This is a genomic window from Paenarthrobacter sp. NPDC090517 (assembly GCF_044769165.1).
In the GTDB taxonomy this organism is placed as follows: domain Bacteria; phylum Actinomycetota; class Actinomycetes; order Actinomycetales; family Micrococcaceae; genus Arthrobacter.
This window is the reverse complement of record NZ_JBIVXN010000001.1, coordinates 459,413-477,276: the sequence shown is the minus strand read 5'-3', so window position 1 is coordinate 477,276 and position 17,864 is coordinate 459,413. Positions and strand designations below refer to the sequence as shown.

12 protein-coding genes and 1 riboswitch are annotated in these 17,864 nt (G+C 62.3%); of the genes, 9 read left to right on the top strand and 3 right to left on the bottom strand.

The window, feature by feature from the left end; all coding sequences use genetic code 11:
• Nucleotides 1-130: 130 nt before the first annotated feature.
• Complete coding sequence (gene valS, locus ACIQTW_RS02155) at nucleotides 131-2,752, bottom strand: valine--tRNA ligase (protein WP_402933218.1); 2,622 nt, start codon at nucleotides 2,750-2,752, stop codon at nucleotides 131-133.
• A 73-nt stretch (nucleotides 2,753-2,825) separates the two neighbouring features.
• Here valS and ACIQTW_RS02150 point away from each other — a divergent pair, with 73 nt between their 5' ends.
• Entirely contained in the window at nucleotides 2,826-3,617 is a 792-nt protein-coding gene (locus ACIQTW_RS02150; RefSeq protein WP_402933215.1) for an SDR family oxidoreductase, read from the top strand.
• A gap of 9 nt (nucleotides 3,618-3,626) precedes the next feature.
• Here the strand turns inward: ACIQTW_RS02150 and ACIQTW_RS02145 are convergent, their stop codons facing one another.
• On the bottom strand, nucleotides 3,627-4,676 hold the full coding sequence (locus ACIQTW_RS02145; RefSeq protein WP_402933212.1) for an endonuclease/exonuclease/phosphatase family protein: 1,050 nt from the start codon (nucleotides 4,674-4,676) through the stop codon (nucleotides 3,627-3,629).
• Between the two features lie 329 nt (nucleotides 4,677-5,005).
• Between ACIQTW_RS02145 and ileS the strand changes: the two genes are divergently transcribed.
• From ileS to ndk, 4 genes are read left to right on the top strand one after another with little or no spacing between them, the layout of a single operon-like run.
• Entirely contained in the window at nucleotides 5,006-8,293 is a 3,288-nt protein-coding gene (gene ileS / locus ACIQTW_RS02140) for an isoleucine--tRNA ligase (RefSeq protein ID WP_402933209.1), read from the top strand.
• 3 nt (nucleotides 8,294-8,296) lie between these two features.
• On the top strand, nucleotides 8,297-9,658 hold the full coding sequence (locus ACIQTW_RS02135; RefSeq protein ID WP_402933206.1) for a bifunctional folylpolyglutamate synthase/dihydrofolate synthase: 1,362 nt from the start codon (nucleotides 8,297-8,299) through the stop codon (nucleotides 9,656-9,658).
• A gap of 1 nt (nucleotide 9,659) precedes the next feature.
• On the top strand, nucleotides 9,660-10,112 hold the full coding sequence (locus tag ACIQTW_RS02130; RefSeq protein WP_402933203.1) for a DUF4233 domain-containing protein: 453 nt from the start codon (nucleotides 9,660-9,662) through the stop codon (nucleotides 10,110-10,112).
• 41 nt (nucleotides 10,113-10,153) lie between these two features.
• Nucleotides 10,154-10,573 carry a nucleoside-diphosphate kinase gene (ndk, locus tag ACIQTW_RS02125; RefSeq protein WP_014922034.1) on the top strand — a complete coding sequence of 140 codons (420 nt, stop codon included), beginning with the start codon at nucleotides 10,154-10,156 and terminating at the stop codon, nucleotides 10,571-10,573.
• A gap of 78 nt (nucleotides 10,574-10,651) precedes the next feature.
• On the opposite strand, the gene ACIQTW_RS02120 is transcribed toward ndk, so the two are convergent.
• Entirely contained in the window at nucleotides 10,652-11,320 is a 669-nt protein-coding gene (locus tag ACIQTW_RS02120) for a vitamin K epoxide reductase family protein (RefSeq protein ID WP_402933199.1), read from the bottom strand.
• A gap of 472 nt (nucleotides 11,321-11,792) precedes the next feature.
• Here ACIQTW_RS02120 and ACIQTW_RS02115 point away from each other — a divergent pair, with 472 nt between their 5' ends.
• From ACIQTW_RS02115 to rpmA, 4 genes are all read left to right on the top strand, one after another.
• Nucleotides 11,793-15,017, top strand: coding sequence for an Rne/Rng family ribonuclease (locus ACIQTW_RS02115; RefSeq protein WP_402933196.1), 3,225 nt, complete (start codon nucleotides 11,793-11,795; stop codon nucleotides 15,015-15,017).
• A gap of 167 nt (nucleotides 15,018-15,184) precedes the next feature.
• A riboswitch (TPP riboswitch) is annotated at nucleotides 15,185-15,283 on the top strand.
• Complete coding sequence (gene thiD / locus ACIQTW_RS02110; protein ID WP_402933193.1) at nucleotides 15,274-16,824, top strand: bifunctional hydroxymethylpyrimidine kinase/phosphomethylpyrimidine kinase; 1,551 nt, start codon at nucleotides 15,274-15,276, stop codon at nucleotides 16,822-16,824. Its footprint overlaps the riboswitch before it by 10 nt.
• Nucleotides 16,825-17,198: 374 nt before the next feature.
• On the top strand, nucleotides 17,199-17,507 hold the full coding sequence (gene rplU, locus ACIQTW_RS02105; protein ID WP_024816904.1) for a 50S ribosomal protein L21: 309 nt from the start codon (nucleotides 17,199-17,201) through the stop codon (nucleotides 17,505-17,507).
• Between the two features lie 62 nt (nucleotides 17,508-17,569).
• On the top strand, nucleotides 17,570-17,833 hold the full coding sequence (rpmA, locus tag ACIQTW_RS02100; protein WP_003803426.1) for a 50S ribosomal protein L27: 264 nt from the start codon (nucleotides 17,570-17,572) through the stop codon (nucleotides 17,831-17,833).
• Nucleotides 17,834-17,864 lie beyond the last annotated feature (31 nt).

Here is a 17,864-nt window from a genome sequence, read left to right as displayed (position 1 = left end):
AGACCTGAAATTCCAAGGATTCCGCCAGACTGTCAAGACATCACCAGACAGCCGAAAAGTCGAAGCCCCACCAACGGCAAAACGCTGATGGGGCTTCCCCTTTGCCCTGAAACGGGCGGCTCACTATTTACTAGGACGCAGGCTGTTCCTCGGCGGGCGCCAGGACAACGTCGCTGACCGTCAGGTCGCCTTCACCGGACTGGAGAGTGATCTCCTGAGCGTTTGCGGCTGCCTTCAGGTCGCCAAGGCCGGCCTTGAGTTGGGCGACCAGTACCTCAGAGGCGGTAATGGATGCCGACAACACCTCGGTCCGCTGCTTCACCTTCGCCTCAGACTTGGCCTTCCGGATACCGCTGAGCGCTATCCCCACGGTGCCAAGCATCGTTGTGTCGCCATCGATGATTTCCAAGGCTGCAGGCCACTGGGCACGGTGAACTGATCCTGTGCGCCACCAGCCCCAGACCTCTTCGGTTGCGAAGGGAAGGAACGGTGCAAACAGGCGCAGGAGCGAGTCCAGTGTTGTTGCCAGGGCCGCCAGGACGGATGCCTGCTCTGTTGCGCCGGCGGCACCGTAGGCACGGTCCTTGATGAGCTCCACGTAGTCGTCCGTGAATTGCCAGAAGAACGACTCAGTGATCTGGAGTGCGCGGGCGTAGTCGTAGTTCTCGAACGCCTTGGTGGACTGCGCAACGACGTCGGACAGCTGCGCCAACAGCGCACGGTCCAAGGGGTTGGAAAGCACCGACAGGTCAGATGTCAGCACTGAGTTCTCGGTGGCGCCGAGGTTCAGCACGAACTTCGAAGCGTTCAGCAATTTGATGGCCAGGCGGCGGCCGATCTTCATCTGGGCGATCTCGTACGCCGTGTCAGCACCGAGCTTGGCCGAGGCTGCCCAATAGCGGACGGCGTCCGAACCGTACTCGTTCAGCACGTCCGTAGGCACCACAACGTTGCCCTTGGACTTGGACATCTTCTTGCGGTCCGGGTCCAGGATCCAGCCGGAGATGGCCGCGTGCTTCCACGGGGCGTTCTTCTGCAGGGCATCTGCGCGAACGGCCGAGGAGAACAGCCAAGTTCGGATGATGTCGTGTCCCTGCGGACGGAGGTCGAAGGGGTAGACCTTGGAGAACAATTCCTCGTCACGGCTCCACCCACCCACGATTTGCGGGGTCAGCGATGACGTTGCCCAGGTGTCCAGCACATCGGCGTCACCTGTGAAGCCGTTGGCCTGGTCGCGCTGGGATTCCTCGAAGCCGGGAGCAGCGTCTGCGGCCGGGTCCACGGGGAGCATCTCGTCCGAAGGCAGGATGGGGTTGTCGTAGCCCGGGTTGCCCTGGGCATCCAGCGGGTACCAAACAGGGATGGGCACGCCGAAGAAGCGCTGGCGGGATACGAGCCAGTCACCGTTCAGGCCCGCGATCCAGTTCTCGTAACGGGAACGCATGAACGCTGGGTGGAAGGTGATTTCCTGCCCACGGCCGATCAGGCGTTCGCGGCGTTCCTCATCGCGGCCACCGTTGCGGATGTACCACTGTCGGGAGGTAACAACTTCGAGGGGCTTGTCGCCCTTCTCGAAGAAGTTCACCGGGTGGGTGATCTTCTTTGGTTCGCCGTCCAGCAGCTCCGCTGCCTTGAGCAGGTCAACCACGGCTTCCTTGGCGGAGAACGCGGTCTTGCCGGCGATCGCAGCGTAGGCTTCCTTGCCGGCGTCGGTGGTGATCCATTCAGGGGTTTCCGCAATGATGCGGCCGTCGCGGCCCATGATGGCGCGGGTGGGCAGCTGCAGTTCGCGCCACCAGGTGACGTCGGTCAGGTCACCAAAGGTACACACCATGGCGATGCCGGAACCCTTGTCAGCTTTGGCTAGCGGGTGTGCCTTAACCTCGAGCTCCACGTCGAACAAGGGCGACTTTACAGTCTTGCCGAAGAGCGGCTGGTACCTCTCGTCGTCGGGGTTAGCCACCAGGGCCGCGCAGGCAGCAAGAAGTTCAGGGCGGGTGGTCTCGATAAAGATCTTTTCGCCGTCTTCCGTGAAGAAGGGGTAGCGGTAGTAGGCGCCGGCAACTTCGCGGTCTTCAAGCTCAGCTTGGGCCACAGCGGTGCGGAACGTCACATCCCAGAGTGTGGGTGCTTCGGCCATGTACGCGTCACCGGCCGAGAGGTTCGCGAGGAAGGCGCGCTGGGACACCGCACGCGAAGTGTCGTCAATGGTGCGGTAGGTGAGGTCCCAGTCCACGGACAAGCCAAGGGTCTGGAACAAGTTCTCAAAGACTTTCTCGTCCTCAACGGCGAGTTCTTCACACAGTTCGATGAAGTTCTGGCGCGAAACGACGTCGAAATCGCGTTGGTTCTTGGCAGGCTGGGCCGGGGGCGTGTAGTCAGCCTTGTAGGGGATGGCGGGATCGCAACGCACACCGTAGTAGTTCTGGACGCGGCGCTCAGTGGGCAGGCCGTTGTCGTCCCATCCCATGGGGTAGAAGACATTCTTGCCGGTCATGCGCATGTAGCGGGCCTGGACGTCAGTCTGGGTGAACGAGAACATGTGGCCCACGTGGAGCGAGCCTGATGCCGTGGGCGGGGGAGTGTCGATCGAGTAGACCTGCTCCCGGGTAGTGTCCGGATTGAACTTGTAGGTTCCTTCCTTCAGCCAGCGCTGCGTCAAGGCAGCCTCAAGGCCTTCAAGGGCCGGCTTGTCGGGAACGTTGATGGGGGCGGTGGCGGGCGTGTCTGTACCCTGCGTTGATTCAGCCATGGATCAATTGTTTCATGGCCTGGCGTTACCGCTCGCCCCTCGGCGGAGCCTGCACCCCCGATAAGGTAGTGCCATGACATTGGCAGCGCACAACACGCCTTTCGGACAGAATGCAGGCAACAACAAGACGGCAGTCGTGACCGGTGCGAGTACCGGCATCGGCGAGGCCACGGTGAAGGCGCTGGTTGCCTCCGGATGGAAGGTTTTCGCGGTGGCCCGCCGGGCTGACAGGCTGGACGCACTGGCCACCGAAACCGGCGCCGTGCCGTTCCCGGCTGACATCACGGACGACGACGACGTCTCGGCCTTGCTCTCGGCCGTCACCAACGAGGGGGGTGCAGACACCCTCATCAACATCGCCGGTGGTGCACGCGGCGCGGACACCATCGCGAACGCTGACACTGAGGACTGGGATTGGATGTACCAGGTGAACGTCCTGGGCACCATGAAAATCACCCGGGCCTTCCTGCCGATGCTGCGGGACAACGGCGAGGGAACCGTCCTCAACCTGACGTCCACGGCAGGGTTGTCCGCTTATGAAGGCGGCGCGGGCTACAACGCAGCCAAATTTGCCCAGCACGCCATGACCAATGCCCTGCGCTTGGAAGAGGTGGGCAACAACATCCGGGTCATCGAGGTGGCTCCGGGACTGGTGCAGACGGAGGAATTCGCCCTGAACCGACTCGGTGACAAGGACGCAGCCGCCAAAGTTTATGCCGGTGTGGAGAAGCCCCTCACCGCAGACGACGTGGCGGGCGTCGTGGCGTACTCAGTATCGCTACCGCACCACATCAACCTCGACCAGATCGTTATCCGCCCCGTGGCCCAGGCGGCGAACCACAAACTGATCCGCAAAGAGGCCTGAGACCCTCAGTTAGCCGGCAGGAATGAGCAGCCTGGCCGTGATGGCTGCATGATCCGAACCGGGAACACGGAGGACCGCGTAATCGCTGCTGCTGATGTTGGGCGAGGTGACTATATGGTCGATCACGATGCCCGGAAGCGGAGGTCCTTCCATAGGCCACGTGGGGGAGAGGCGTCCACCCGAGGCCGTGCCCACATCCACAAGCTTCCCACCGCCTGACAACGTGCCGCCGGGCCCCGGGTCCAGCAAAGCCCGGAACTCGGAGTGATCGTACGTGGCGTTGTAGTCGCCCATCAGCAGGTGGTTCCCGGATCCTGCTGCTTGGCGGGCAATCTTGCCGAGGTCGCTCCGCCATTGGTCAATCCGCTCATCCACCGGTGGGAGGGCGTGAACGTTGCTGAGGTTCAAGGAGGCCCTGGCGCCGGATTCCGGGTTTGAGACGAGTACCCGGGTAACGTCAATCCGGAATGGCGTATCAGGGAGGAGTCCGTTGGGCTCGAGCGGGAACACCGAATACACGGCACCGCCGGACGCGTCGTCATTGGGTTCGCTGACCCGGTTCGGAAGTACTTCCTCCATGCCCGCGAAGGTTAGGCGATCCTCCAGTCCCTGCGTATGTTCCTGGATGGTCAGCAGCTGAATCCCATTGTCCTTGACCAGCTTCACGATGGCGGCGGCGTCTGCTTCTCCGTATTCAGAGTTGAGGCTCATAACTTTCAGAGGGACCTTGGCAGTACCGGCAGGTAATGACTCCGGCTTTCCAACGTCCAACGGGAACAGCCAGAACAACTGGACCGCCAGCAAAGCCGCCGTCGTGATGATGACCCAACGCCGCCGACCTACCAAGGCAAGCATCAGGGCAAGCGCCGCCGGCAGCACCATCCACGGGGTGAAGGACAGCAGCTGCACCACGATCAAGGGCCACTCTGCGGGGATCGCGCGGAACATCGATACCCCCGCCACGGGCAGTGCAGCAAGCATCGCCACCACCGACCACGCCAAAGAAGCACGGCGCGGCGCAGGGCGGGTTCCCTTCACAGCATTCCGCGGGTGTGTCATGGGTTTGAGTCTATGCATCGCCCGGCAATCCGGACTCCATCCACAGGATGAACTCACAAGTAGAGCGGGGCGCTCCGCTGCCGCTAGACTTGGAAGACCAGCTTCGACCCGGCCATCACCGGTGAGCTTCCGGAAGAAAGGCACTGACCACCTGCAAAGGCGGCAAGCGCCCAGTAGAACCGGACGGGTAAGCCCGTCACAGCAGTAATGAGAGGCCGGAACATCGCGTTGCGGTAAGTGAGGTGGTACCGCGGTAACTGCGCAGCCGACAGGCAGCACAGACGCCGTCCTCGCATCCTGACAGTCAACCAGCTATCACAGGATATGAGATGACCCACTACCCCAAGGCCTCAGCGTCTTCGTCCGGCACGCACGGCGTGTCCGCTTCCGTGAAGTTCCCGGAAATCGAAGAGCGCATCCTCAAATACTGGGACGAAGACGGCACCTTCCAAGCCAGCATCGACCAACGTGATGCGGGCAAGGACGGCAGCAACGAGTTCGTCTTCTACGATGGCCCTCCCTTCGCCAACGGCCTCCCGCACTACGGCCATCTCCTGACCGGCTACGCCAAGGACCTTGTAGGCCGCTACCAGACCCAGCGCGGCAAGCGCGTGGAGCGCCGCTTCGGCTGGGATACCCACGGCCTCCCGGCAGAGCTCGAAGCCATGAAGCAACTGGGCATGACGGACAAAACCCAAATCGAAGCCATGGGCATCGACAAATTCAACGACGCCTGCCGCGCCTCGGTCATGAAGTACGCCAACGAGTGGAAGGCCTACGTCACCCGCCAGGCACGCTGGGTGGACTTCGAGAACGACTACAAGACGCTCAACGTCGAGTACATGGAGTCGGTCCTCTGGGCCTTCAAGCAGCTGCACGAGAAGGGCCTCACCTATAACGGCTACCGCGTCCTCCCATACTGCTGGAAGGACGAGACGCCGCTGTCCAACCACGAACTCCGCATGGACGACGACGTCTACAAGAACCGCCAGGACCAAACGGTCACTGTAACGTTCCCCGTCAAGGCAGGGGAGTCCGAGCTCTCCAAGGCACTCGCCGGTGTTCAGGCACTCGCCTGGACCACCACGCCCTGGACGTTGCCCACCAACCTGGCGCTCGCCGTCGGGCCGGACATCTCTTACGCAGTCCTGCCCGCCGGACCCAACGGCGTCAAGGCCGCTTCAGCTGAAGCGCCCGTCAAGGGCAGTTTCCTGCTGGCCGCTGACCTCGTGGGGGCGTACGCCAAGGACTTGGGGTACGACGACGCCGCTGCCGCGGCTGCCGCAGTCGTGTCCACCCACTCCGGCACCGAGTTGGCCGGGCTTGAGTACGAGCCACTCTGGAACGACTTTGCCGATGCTGAGAAGTACGGCACGCAGAACGCATGGCGCTTCCTTGTGGCCGATTACGTCACCACCACGGACGGTACGGGCATCGTCCACCAGGCTCCGGCCTACGGTGAGGATGACCAGAAGGTCTGTGAAGACGCCGGCATCCCCGTGGTCCTGTCCGTCGACGAAGGCGCCAAGTTCCTGCCGCTGTTCGCGCACGGCGAGCTTGCCTCGATCGTCGGCCTCCAGGTCTTCGACGCCAACAAGCCCATCACCCAGGTGCTCCGCGCCGACGGACGCTTGGTCCGCCAAGCCAGCTACGAGCACAGCTACCCGCACTGCTGGCGCTGCCGGAACCCGCTGATCTACCGTGCCGTGTCGTCCTGGTATGTGGAAGTCACCAAGTTCAAGGACCGCATGTCCGAGCTGAACCAGGAGATCAACTGGATCCCGGGCAACGTCAAGGACGGCCAGTTCGGCAAGTGGCTGGACAACGCCCGCGACTGGTCCATCAGCCGCAACCGGTATTGGGGTTCCCCCATCCCCGTGTGGCAGTCCGACGACCCCGAATACCCGCGCACCGACGTCTACGGTTCCCTGGCTGATCTCGAAGCCGACTTCGGCCGTCTTCCGATGAACAATGAGGGTCAAGTTGACCTCCACCGGCCGTTCATCGATGAACTGACACGTCCCAACCCGGACGATCCCACGGGTAAGTCCACCATGCGCCGGGTCGAAGACGTTTTGGACGTCTGGTTCGACTCCGGTTCCATGCCGTACGGCCAGGTGCACTACCCGTTCCAGAACGAGGAGTGGTTCGACACCCACAACCCGGCGGACTTCATCGTGGAGTACATCGGACAGACCCGCGGCTGGTTCTACATGTTGCACATCCTGTCCACCGCACTGTTTGACCGTCCGGCGTTCCGGAACGTGATCAGTCACGGCATCGTGCTTGGCTCTGACGGCCAGAAGATGTCCAAGAGCCTGCGCAACTACCCTGACGTGTCCGAGGTCCTGGATCGCGACGGTTCCGACGCCATGCGCTGGTTCCTCATGTCCAGCCCCATCTTGCGCGGCGGCAACCTTGTGGTCACCGAGCAGGGCATCCGCGACGGCGTACGCCAGGTCATCCTGCCGCTCTGGAACGTTTACAGCTTCTTCACGCTGTACACCAACGCTGCCAATGGCGGCTCGGGCTACGAGGCGAAGCTGCGCTACGACGGCTATGCCGACACCCTCGACCAATACCTCCTGGCCAACACCGGGGACCTGGTCCGCAATGTCACCACAAGCCTGGACAGCTACGACATCTCCGGTGCCTGCGATGAGCTGCGCAGCTACTTGGACATGCTCACCAACTGGTACGTACGCCGCAGCCGCCAGCGCTTCTTCGATGAAAACGTTGACGCCTTTGATGCGCTCTACACTGCCCTCGAAGCAGTGTGCCGGGTCTCTGCGTCCTTGCTGCCGCTGGTGACGGAAGAGATTTGGCGTGGGCTGACCGGTGGCCGTTCGGTCCACCTGGCCGACTGGCCCGACGCTTCGCTGTTCCCTTCCAACGCGGCATTGGTTGAAGCAATGGACCGTGTCCAGCAAATCTGCTCCACCGGCTCCAGCTTGCGGAAGGCCGCGAACCTGCGCGTTCGCTTGCCGCTGCAGGAACTGACTGTGGTGGCACCTGGTGCAGATGCGCTGGAAGGCTTTGCCGCCGTCGTCGCCGATGAACTGAACCTGCGTTCCGTCCGGCTCCTGGACGCTGCAACTGCCTCGCCTGAGGAGTTCGGCATTGAGCAGAAGCTCGTGGTCAACGCCCGGGCCGCTGGCCCGCGCCTGGGCAAGAACGTGCAGCAGGCCATCAAGGGATCCAAGTCCGGCGATTGGTCTGTCAATGACGCCGGTGTGGTAGTGGCCGGTGGACTTGAGCTTGAGCCGCAGGAGTACACGCTGGAGACCGTCGTGGCAGAAGCGGCCGACGGCGGAAGCTCTGCTGTTGCTGTGCTGCCTGGGGGTGGGTTTGTTGTCCTGAACACCGAGGTCACTCCAGAGCTTGCCGCCGAAGGTTTGGCTCGTGACATGGTCCGCGCCATCCAGCAGGCGCGCAAGGACGCTGGGCTGAACGTGAGCGACCGCATCCGAACTTCCGTGGAGGCCGCACAGGATGTGGTTGACGCCCTGGAAGCGAATTCAGAGCTCGTCAAGACTGAAACTCTGACGTTGGAACTGGAGGTTCTGCTGGCTAGCGTCGACGAACCGCAGGTCACCGTCGCAAAGGCAGGGGCCTGATCCATGACTGACGAATTCTCGGTTGAAAGCGTCTACGCCGAACTCCTGGGCCGCGCCCCGGAAAACAAGATGGAGCCGCGCCTTGCTCCGTTGTACCGTGCCATGGACGTGCTGGGGGAGCCGAACAAGGCTTACCCGATCATCCACATCACCGGCACCAACGGCAAAACGTCCACGGCCCGCATGATCGAGGCCGGACTGCGTGCCCACGGCCTGAGCACGGGCCGTTACACCAGCCCGCACTTGTCCAAAGTGACTGAGCGCATCAGCATTGATGGAGAGCCTGTGCCGGATGCGACGTTCGTGCGCATTTGGGACGAGATCCGCCCTTACCTGGAAATCGTGGACAGCGAGCTCGTTGCCGACAACCAACCGCGACTTACCTACTTCGAATGCCTGACTATTCTGGGCTTCGCGGTGTTCGCCGATCAGCCCGTTGATGTCGCCGTCATGGAAGTCGGCCTGGGCGGCGTCACCGACGCCACCAACGTTGGCGATGGCCAGGTTTCAGTCATTACACCGATTTCGCTGGACCACACGGATCTTCTGGGCGACACCACCGAGGACATCGCCTACGAGAAATCCGGCATCATCAAAGCTGGTGGCTTCCTGGTGAGCGCTGCCCAGCCTGTGGATGCTGCACAGGTCCTGTTGGAGAAAGCCCGCGAAGTGGACGTGCCGTTCCGTTTCGAAGGCGTCGAATTTGGTGTCGAGTCCCGCAGCGTTGCCGTGGGCGGACAGGTCCTCACCATTCAAGGACTCGCCGGGCGCTACGAAGACCTGTTGCTGCCATTGCATGGTGCCCACCAGGCTGAAAACGCAGCTGTCGCCGTCGCGGCTTTGGAAGCATTTTTCGGTGGGGGAGAGAAAGAGCTCGATGCCGAGGTGCTCAAGGAAGCCTTCGGCAACGTGACGTCCCCCGGCCGGCTCGAAGTCGTGCGCACTGCGCCCACAGTTGTGGTGGATGCTGCACACAACCCGGACGGCATCCGCGTCTCGTCGGAAGCTATCCAGGAGGCCTTCAGCTTCAGCAAACTGGTGGTTGTGGTTGGCGTTCTTCGGGAGAAGGACGCTGAAGAGATCCTGAAGACCCTCAAGGAATCACTGGGCGGCCTGGCTGAGGAGTTCTGCTTCACCCAGTCCAACTCGGCGCGTGCCGTTCCGGCAGCGGAACTGGCCGAACTCGCCGTCGACCTCGGCTTCGGCGAGGACAACGTCCACATCGCCGAGAAATTGGACGATGCCTTGGAATGGGCTGTGGAGCGCGCTGAGTCCAACGATGACCTGGCAGGCGGTGTCCTGGTAACGGGTTCCATCACGGTGGTGGCCGAGGCACGGATCCTGCTCGGAAAGGCGAGTGCCTAGCATGGCGAAAATGACCAAGGCGCAGCGCGAATGGCGACCCGGCATGCCCAGGAAGCGCCGATCCACCAAGGTGATGTTCGCTTCCACCGTGCTCCTGCTCGAAGCCTTCGTGGCGTTCTTTGGCACGCTGGCGGTCTTCGGCCTGAGGCGTGGAGAAGTTGACCCCGGCATCATTCTGGGAGTAGGCATCGCACTGACGGTGGTGCTGGTGTTGGCGTGCGCCGTACTGTCCAAGCCCTGGGGCATCGGAGTTGGCTGGGCACTGCAGCTTGTGCTGATTCTGACGGGCTTCGCTGAGCCCACCATGTTCATCGTGGGGATCCTGTTTGCTATCTGCTGGTGGTACGGGATCAGGGCCGGTATGCGGATTGACCGCGAGGTGGCCCAACGCGACCGTGAACAGGCGGAATGGGATGCAGCCCATGGTGACCAGGCTGGCCCGCAAACCCCGTAAACTGGCTGGGAAAACCACCGAACAACCACATTGGAGCAACTGTGAGCATTGAACGGACACTTGTCCTGGTCAAGCCCGACGGCGTCGCCCGCAACCTGGGTGGAAGCATCCTCGCCCGGATCGAAGCCAAGGGCTACACCCTGGCGGAACTGAAGAAGGTCAACGCGACCCGCGAACTTCTGGAGCAGCACTACGAGGAACACGTGGGCAAGCCGTTCTACGAGCCGCTGGTTGAGTTCATGCTCAGCGGACCCGTTATCGCTGCGGTCTTTGAGGGCCACCGCGTCATCGAAGGCTTCCGCTCGCTGGCCGGAACCACGGATCCGACGACGGCGGCACCGGGCACCATCCGCGGCGACTTCGGCCGCGACTGGGGACTGGCCGTCCAGCAGAACCTCGTTCACGGCTCAGATTCAGTCGACTCCGCAGAGCGTGAGATCAAGATCTGGTTCGAGGGCTAAAAACCCCGCCGAGATAACAGTTAAGGCCAATGTTCTTCGTGAACATTGGCCTTAACTGTTATCTCGCGAGGGGTGGTTCTACGCTGTGGACGCCACGAAGAGGTGGATGAAGGAGAAGAAGATCGTGGCGATCACGGCGATGTACAGCAGGGCGACGATGATCCATCCCGATCCGGACAAAAGCTTGACCAGTGCAGGCGGCGCCTTGATGACCCCGCTGGTGATGTTGCGGATGGTTACCCAGACAAACAGGGGGATCATGGCGGCCCACACCACCATGCAGAACGGGCACAGCACGTGAATGACGTAGAGGGCCTGCGACCACAGCCACACAACAAACGCGAAACCAAGGGTCACACCGGTTTGCAGGCCCAGCCAGTAACCCCGTGAATACTTGGCTCCCGCAAGAATGCCCATTGCTGTGGTGATGATGACAGCGAAGGCAACGATGCCGATGAACATGTTGGGAAATCCGAATACCGAGCTTTGCGGTGTCTGCATCACTTCGCCGCAGGAGACAAACGGATTAACATCGCACACTGTCACGTGGTTGGGATCCTTGAGCACCTCAAGTTTCTCCAGCACCAGGATTCCGGACGCCAGCCAACCAACCACACCGGTGATCAACAGCAGCCACGCGAAGGGCTTGTCACGGACCGTTTTGGGGAGGGAATCCTGCTGGCTGGATATGTCCTCCACAGGGCTTGTGGCTTTGTTGGCCAGGTTTTCCCTGGCGGTGCTTGGCATCGCGGATGTGATCCTTTTCGACAAATGGCCCGGCAGGCCGGGAACGGCTCTTGGGAGGATTGTAACTCCGAAGGCTGGACGCCGGCCCCCAGCTTGTGGGCGGACGTCCACGACACAGCGACCTACCTGGGGAACGTGCAGGGGTGTGAGAGAATGAACATGGCCGGGAGTCGATCCACATTCGAATTCCGGTCCGGTGACTTTGTTCCCAAGACCGCCAGTATGAGCTGGGCATGCCCGGATCGCGTGATCCTCGGTAGGCCCGCCATGACAATGGACGGCACCTGGTTGTGGCAGCAGAACAACGGGTTTCAGAATAAAGCCGCCGGCCTTCCAGGGCTGCCGCACCCCAATGCTGGTGCGAACCGGAAGGCATAATGCCGACTTCTGTCAACGCCTGCGGGTTTTGACAATATTTGCTCCACTGGGCGCCGGATGTGGCGGCGTCGCTGGGGCAGGAGTGTTGCCACATATGGATAATGACCAGGTTGTAGCCGTTAATGACGAGGCAGCTCCCGCGGAAACTGCGGAAGCGCCCAAGAAAGCCACCAGGACCCGGCGCAAGGCAGCGCCCAAGGTCGCTGCTGATGTAGAGGGACCTGCGGCCGAGACCCCAACCCCGGAAGCAGCCACTGAGGCCACCGCAGCACCAGTGCGCCGCACCCGTTCCCGCAAGAAGGCAGAGCCTGCCGAAACCCTGCCCGGTTTGGGCGACGAAGCTGCTGCCGTGGTCGATGACCCCGCTGCCGCCCCTGAAGCTGCCGAAGTCAAGCCCGAAGCGGCCGCCGCCGAGCCGGCCCCCGAAAAGCCGGTCCGCCGTCGTCGTACTACCAAGCCCAAGACTGAAGTCGTAGAGGCACCTGTTGCTGCGGAAGCCGCCCCGGAAACCACGACGCCGGATAAGGGCTCCCAGCCGGAGGAGCCGGTCGCTGAGGTAGCCACCGAGGTTCCTGCCCAAAGCCCGGAAGCCGAGGCCGCCGCGGAGGAACCTGCCGAAGAGGCTGCTCCTGCCGCGTCCACCTCGCTGTTCATGGAGCCGGTTTCCATCACGTCCATGATCTTCCAGGCCCCGGACCTCACCACAGTTCCCCGTGTTGCCGCGGTGGAGGAGAAGGCTGAGGAGCCCGAAGAAGAAATCGAAACCACCGCTGAAGGCGAGCTGGAAGATGCAGGTAGTCGCCGGCGTCGCAGGAGCCGAGGCCGCCGTGGTCGCCGTGGAACCGAGCGGGACGAGAACGAGACCGAGGACGGCGCAGAGTCCGAGGACGAGGAAGCGACGGTAGTAGAAGCCCTCGAAGAAGGCGTCACTTCGCGGCGCAGGCGTCGTCGCCGTCGTGGAGACCAGGATCTTGAACTGACCGGCGGCTCGGACGACGATCCGCCCAACACAGTCACCCGTGTCCGTGCGCCCCGCCCCATCACGGAAACAGCCCCCTCCAACCGGGTTACCGGCGTCAAGGGCTCCACCAGGCTGGAGGCCAAGAAGCAGCGCCGGCGCGAGTCCCGTGAAACCGGACGCCGCCGCCAGGTCATCACCGAGGCCGAGTTCCTTGCCCGCCGTGAGTCGGTGGACCGCCAAATGATCGTCCGCCAGCGCGACGACAGAATTCAGATTGGTGTCCTGGAAGACGGTGTGCTGGCTGAGCACTTCGTGTCCAAGACCCAGCAGGACTCCCTGATCGGCAACGTGTACTTGGGCAAGGTCCAGAACGTGCTGCCGTCCATGGAAGCTGCGTTCGTGGACATCGGACGCGGCCGTAACGCGGTCCTGTACGCCGGAGAAGTCAACTGGGACGCAGTTAACCTTGAAGGCCAACCGCGTCGCATCGAGAACGCCCTGAAGTCCGGCGACTCCGTCCTGGTCCAGGTCACCAAGGACCCCGTGGGACACAAGGGTGCCCGCCTCACCAGCCAGATCTCGCTGCCGGGCCGCTACCTGGTGTACGTACCGGGTGGCTCCATGACCGGCATCTCACGCAAGCTGCCCGACGTCGAGCGCAACCGCCTCAAGCGCATCCTGAAGGACCGTTTGCCGGAAAACGCGGGTGTCATTGTTCGCACAGCAGCTGAGGGCGCGTCCGAGGAAGAGCTCACCCACGACATCAACCGTCTGCGCGCGCAGTGGGAAGGCATCGAAGGACAGGCCTCGTCCACCAAGGTTTTGGCTCCCGAGCTGCTCTACGGCGAACCCGACCTCACCATCAAGGTGGTCCGTGACGTTTTCAACGAGGACTTCTCCAAGCTGATCGTCTCCGGTGACGACGCCTGGGACACCATCGAGGCCTACGTGACCTACGTTGCCCCTGATCTGGTGGGACGCCTCGAAAAGTGGACCAAGGATCAGGACATCTTCGCCGCGTGGCGTATCGACGAGCAGATCCACAAGGCCCTGGAGCGGAAGGTCTTCCTGCCGTCCGGCGGTTCGTTGGTCATCGATCGCACCGAGGCCATGACCGTGGTGGACGTCAACACCGGCAAGTTTACCGGCAGTGGCGGAAACCTTGAAGAAACGGTCACCAAGAACAACCTTGAAGCGGCCGAGGAAGTTGTTCGCCAGCTTCGTCTGCGCGATATCGGCGGCATTATCGTCATCGACTTCATTGACATGGTCCTTGAATCCAACCGCGACCTCGTCCTCCGCCGCATGGTGGAGTGCCTCGGCCGGGACCGCACCAAGCACCAGGTGGCTGAAGTGACGTCGCTGGGCTTGGTTCAGATGACGCGCAAGCGCATGGGAACCGGCCTTCTTGAGGTCTTCGGTGAGCAGTGCGAGCACTGCGCCGGCCGGGGTGTCGTCACGCACGACGAGCCCGTTGAACACCGTCGCGCCAACGTGGTGGCTGCTGAACATCACCGCCCGCACACGGAAGCGCAGCAGCCTGCTGCGCGGACCGAACGCAAACGCCGCCGCGGTAAGGGCGGGGGACCGGCCATTGCCGAAGCTCCCGCGCAGGTCCACACGACCACGTCCGCCCCGGTTACAGCATCCACCACGGCTGAACCGCAGGATCCTGCCCGGATAGCCAAAGCCGAGGCAACCAGGGCCGCCCTGGCGACAATTGCCGCTGCAGCTCACGCCGCACACCTGCACGACGACGAAGTTCACCGTGCAGAGGAGGAAGCCCGGGCGGCGGGCCGGCACGAACCAGACGTAAGCCCTGCATCCGGCACCTCCACTGGTAGTGAAGCCGCTACCGGCGAAGCACGGGCTTCAGCCCGCGATGCTGCAAGCAGGGAAGCAGCAGTCCAGGAAGCAAGATCTACTCCCGTCCTGCGCTTTGGTGGGGAAGAAGTTGCCCTGCCGTTCGTTGAGCACCACGAGGAACCGCAGGCAGCCAAGCCTGCCATGAGCCTGGATCTCCTGGCCGAAGCGTTTTCGCACCTCGGCGCAGCCCCGGCACCTGAGGAAGAAGCCGCGCCTGTTTCAGCCCCGAAGGCTGCTGCTTCTCCGGCACGGACTGCTGAGGAAGATCCCGAGGCTGCTTCAGCCTCGCGTGGACGTCGCGGTCGCCGTAACCGGAGTGCGAGCAGGGCCCAGGGAGCGGCCAATGAAACCAGTGTCGAGCACCATGACGTAACGGCATCGGCCACCCGGGGTTCGGCCCATGAGGCTAAGGCGACTGTGGAGCCGGCCAAAAAGGCGCCAAAGGATGAGCCCATCATCCTAGGCGTTGGAGTTCCTGCTTCCGAGCTCTAAGTTCCGGCGAACAAGTTGAAAAGGACCCTGCGCTATCTGCCACTCGGCGGGTAGTGCGGGGTCCTTTTGCATCCGGGCTGCAATCCACGCATGGGCTGCGTTCAGAGTCACATCCGGGCGTCGCCGTGGCCCGGTTCCCGCGCCGCGTTGCTTCCCGGCTACGCTTGGGGACTGACACGGGGTGCCGGGCGTTGGGCCGGGCTGAGATCCAAACCCGTTGAACCTGTCCGGTTAGCACCGGCGAAGGGATGTCCTCATGACTGCATCATCATATTCATCGGTGTACCCCCTCGACGCTTCGGCTTCGGGCCGTCCAACCCCACGCGTTCTGAGCATTGCCGGCTCGGACCCTTCAGGTGGCGCCGGAATCCAAGCGGACCTGAAGAGCATCGCCGCGTTCGGCGGGTACGGCATGGCTGCCATTACGGCTCTCACCGCGCAAAACACCAGGGGGGTCAGTGCCGTCCACGTCCCTCCCGCGCACTTCCTGCGTCAGCAGCTGGACGCCATTAGCGGTGACATCACCATTGACGCCGTGAAGATCGGAATGCTCGGCGACGCAGCCGTCATCGAAGAGGTCCGGAGCTGGCTCGAAGAGGTGCGTCCCGTCGTCGTGGTCCTTGATCCGGTGATGGTGGCCACCAGTGGTGACCGACTGCTCCGGGAGTCTGCTGAGACGGCATTGCGTTCGCTGATCCCTTCGGCCCACCTCATTACGCCGAACATTCCTGAACTGGCCATGTTGCTGGGGGAGCCGGAGGCAACAGACTGGGCTTCGGCGCTGGACCAGGGCAAGCGGTTGGCGGCGGAGTACGGAAACACGGTCCTGGTCAAGGGCGGACACCTGCCAGGGCCGGAGTGCCCCGATGCGCTGGTAAACACCAGCGGGCTATTGTCCCAGGATGTGATCGAAGTTGCGGGTCCCAAGCTTGCAACGCGGAACAGCCACGGTACCGGGTGCTCCCTGTCTTCCGCCTTGGCCACAGTCCAGGCACGAACTGGTGATTGGGAAGTTTCACTGCGGGAAGTCAAGCCGTGGTTGCTAGGGGCATTGATGGCCTCTGACACCCTGCACGTGGGTCAAGGCAACGGGCCCGTGGACCACTTCCACCACTTCCAGCAGGCATCCAAGCCGGGCGCTTTCGCTGCGGCGATGTGGAATGAAGCCGTCCCCGAACTCGAAGCGATTTACGGACTCCCGTTTATTCAAGGACTTCAATCCGGCGAACTGCCCGAACGTGACTTCAGTTACTACCTTGCCCAGGACGCCATCTATCTCAATGGGTATTCGAGGGTCCTGGCACGTGCGGGCGCCTTGGCCCCCACGGAGGAAGAACAACTGTTCTGGGCAAAGGCATCACAGCAGTGCCTGGAGGTTGAATCGGAGTTGCACAGGAACTGGTTGAGCACGCGGGAGGCCTCCACGGCAACCGGACCGGTCACCAAGTCCTACGTTGACCATTTACTGGCAACATCCGCTGCCGGCAGCTATGCCGTAGTGCTGGCGGCGATCCTGCCCTGCTACTGGTTGTATGCGGAGGTGGGTCAGCAGCTGCATGCGGCATACGTAAACGCCGGTGCGCCTGCGGACCACGCATATGCGGACTGGTTGAAGACCTACGCCGACGAGGATTTCGCTGAGGCCACACGGAAAGCGATCAACTTCACTGATGCTGCGGCCGTCGCGGCTTCCGGCATGGAGCGGGCTGCCATGATGGATGCTTTCACGCAGTCCTGCCGCTACGAGACGGCGTTCTTCGATGCTCCGAGGCTGTTTGCGCAGGTTTCGTCCACCCGCGTTCAGTAGCTTTCCACGCTCGTATTTGAGGCCGATAGCGGCGACACGTCCGCGCGTCGCTGGCTGGATCGCGTTAATCTCGCCCAAACCCTGTAGGCTGTATGGGCACGGTGCCGGGAGAGTCCGTTACAACTGGTGATGCAAGTCACGAGGTAGCCTCCGGACCCGGCCTCATTTGCAGCTGAAGGTCAAACTAGCGTAATCTTGATCTTCGGTGCTTACGCCAACACTTGGGTTATGCCCCTTGGAATTGTTCATGGGATGACTCGCGGACTTCGATCAGAAGTCCACGGCGTTGAGGCACAGCGCGAACCAGGGCTGATTCCGGTTCAAGGTTCCGCACGCAAATTTTGTAATAAACGTCGAGAGAAGTGAGTACCCAAGTGGTGTACGCGATTGTCCGCGCAGGCGGCCGCCAAGAAAAAGTTTCCGTTGGAGACTACGTAACGCTGAACCGCGTCCCCGGTGGAGCCGGTAGCACGCTTGAGCTGCCCGCATTGCTCCTGGTTGACGGCGAGAAGGTCACCTCCGCAGCTGCGGAACTGGCCAACGTCAAGGTCACGGCTGAGATCCTCGAGGACCTCCGTGGTCCGAAGATCGTCATCCAGAAGTTCAAGAACAAGACCGGCTACCGGAAGCGTCAGGGTCACCGTCAGGAACTGACCAAGATCAAGATCACCAGCATCGCGTAACTTTCGTTACCCGCTGTTCAGGTTTTTCAGTTTCCCCAGAAATTTAGAGGCAGGCATTTCACATGGCACACAAAAAAGGCGCGAGTTCCACTCGCAACGGTCGTGACTCCAACGCTCAGTACCTGGGCGTCAAGCGTTTCGGTGGTCAGGTAGTTTCCGCTGGCGAGATCATCGTTCGCCAGCGTGGAACCCACTTCCACCCCGGTGCAGGCGTCGGTCGCGGTGGCGACGACACCCTGTTCGCACTGCAGGCCGGTGCGGTTGAGTTTGGTACTCGCCGCGGCCGTCGCGTAGTGAACATTGTTGCTGCTGCAGCTGCAGAGTAACTACAAGTTCTGAACCGGTGGAGCGGGCCAA